At 61.5% G+C, this 1,669-nt stretch carries 1 protein-coding gene; it reads right to left on the bottom strand.

Translation table 11 applies throughout. From position 1 onward, the window contains the following. Positions 1–266 precede the first annotated feature (266 nt). Positions 267–1,669 (bottom strand): amino acid permease (locus C446_RS02880; RefSeq protein WP_152419349.1); only part of this gene is annotated, 1,403 nt, incomplete at its 5' end.

Here is a 1,669-nt window from a genome sequence, read left to right as displayed (position 1 = left end):
TCCCACCGCTGAGCGGAATCGAAGCGTCCGCGATGCTCGGAAATCGTTGATTTCCATCCGCTCGGGATTCCTCCGCGTGAACGCGGGGGGGGATGTCAATTCACCTACACAGTACGGATCGTCTACGGACCGGTCAGGTTCGTCACAGCGGTTCCGTTCGCCCTCATGAACATCACGTCTCCTCGGCAGTTTCGGTGGGGCTCACGAAGGCAAACCCCTGAACGTCGATCTTATCTGTTGCTCGATAGATACCAACAGAGAGTCTATCATTCTGCATTCTTCGTCGAGGGACGGATGACCGACGATTCCGCAGTGGCGTTGTCAACGCTTTCCGCAGACGAATCGATGGGGCCGCGAATGATACTGACGTTCCCAGTATTCTGTCTGGCGATCCGTTCGGCGATCGAGCCAAAGAAGATACGAGACATGTCGCTCTTCTCGGAGAGGCCGACACAGACGGTGTCGTAACTCTCGACCGCGTCGATGATCGTCGCCTCGGTATCCTCGGCGACGACAACTTCCGTCTCGTACTCGTCGGGTTCGAGCCCTGCTCGCTGAGCGATCCAGCGGACCGCCGTATGGCCCCGCTCAACCGGATTCACGTCGTCCTCGTCGGCTGGCGGCTGGACGTTGAGGAGGACCGGTGTCGTGTCGGATACTGCTGCAAAGTCTGCCGCCCGCCGGACGGCGACCGGGCTATGCGGGCCGGGGCCTGCCAGTGCGACGGGCGTCCCGATCGAGTCCGACTCGATCGTGACTACTGAGACGTCACACGGAGCGCCCTTAATCGCGGGATCGAGCGTTCGTCCGAAGACGTACTCGTCGCGATCGAGGTGGCCCTCCCATCCCAGGACCAACTGATCGGCCTCGAGATCTTCGACGACGTCGACGATCCCGTCTCCGACGTCGTCTTTCACGACCGCCTGTGTCTGGAGGGTGACCCCGAGATCGTCGGCGATCTCCTGTGCGGTTTCCAGGAGTTTGCGCTGGTGGTCGAGACGGGTCGAGTCGACGTTCTGGAGTCCGGACTGGTCGGCCTCGATGACGTTGATGGCGACGAGTTCGGTGGCTCTCTCGCCAGCGTGTGCCCGTGCAGTCGCCGCCGCCAGCTTCAACAGTCCACGCTGTGTTTCGGGGTTCGCCACTGGAACGACGACGCGATAGGGCTGTTCGGACGGTTTACGGAGCGCCGTCGGGAAAACCCCCGCTTCGATATCCCGCTGTCGTGCGTACGCGAAATACCAGACCCCGCCCAGAACGACGACTCCCGAGCCGACGAGCAGGACGATCGGCTCCATCTGGGAGATGACAAGCGCCGTCATGACCACGCCGGCGATCGGCACGGCCGGATAGAGGACGTTCGGGATGGCGAAGTCCGGGTCGTACTCCGGGGGGTCGGCGTACCGAAAGCCGACGAGCGCCACGTGAACGAGCGCATACGAAACCAGAAAGCTGAAACTCGCGACTTCGGCCAACAGCGCCACGATCGCTTCGACCTCGAGACCCAGACTGACCAGGAACCCGGTGACAGCACCGGTGACGAGGATCGCCCGATGGGGCGTGTTGAAGTTGCTGTGGGTGTAGTTGAACCAGTTGCTCATCAAATTGTCTCGCCCCATCGCAAAAATCACTCGCGACGCAGCCAGTATTGAGGAGTTCGAACTCGAGA

The sequence above is a fragment of the Halobiforma nitratireducens JCM 10879 genome, from assembly GCF_000337895.1.
Taxonomy (GTDB): Archaea; Halobacteriota; Halobacteria; order Halobacteriales; family Natrialbaceae; genus Natronobacterium; species Natronobacterium nitratireducens.
The sequence above is the reverse complement of the archived record's forward strand: the minus strand, read 5'-3'. Positions and strand labels throughout refer to the sequence as shown.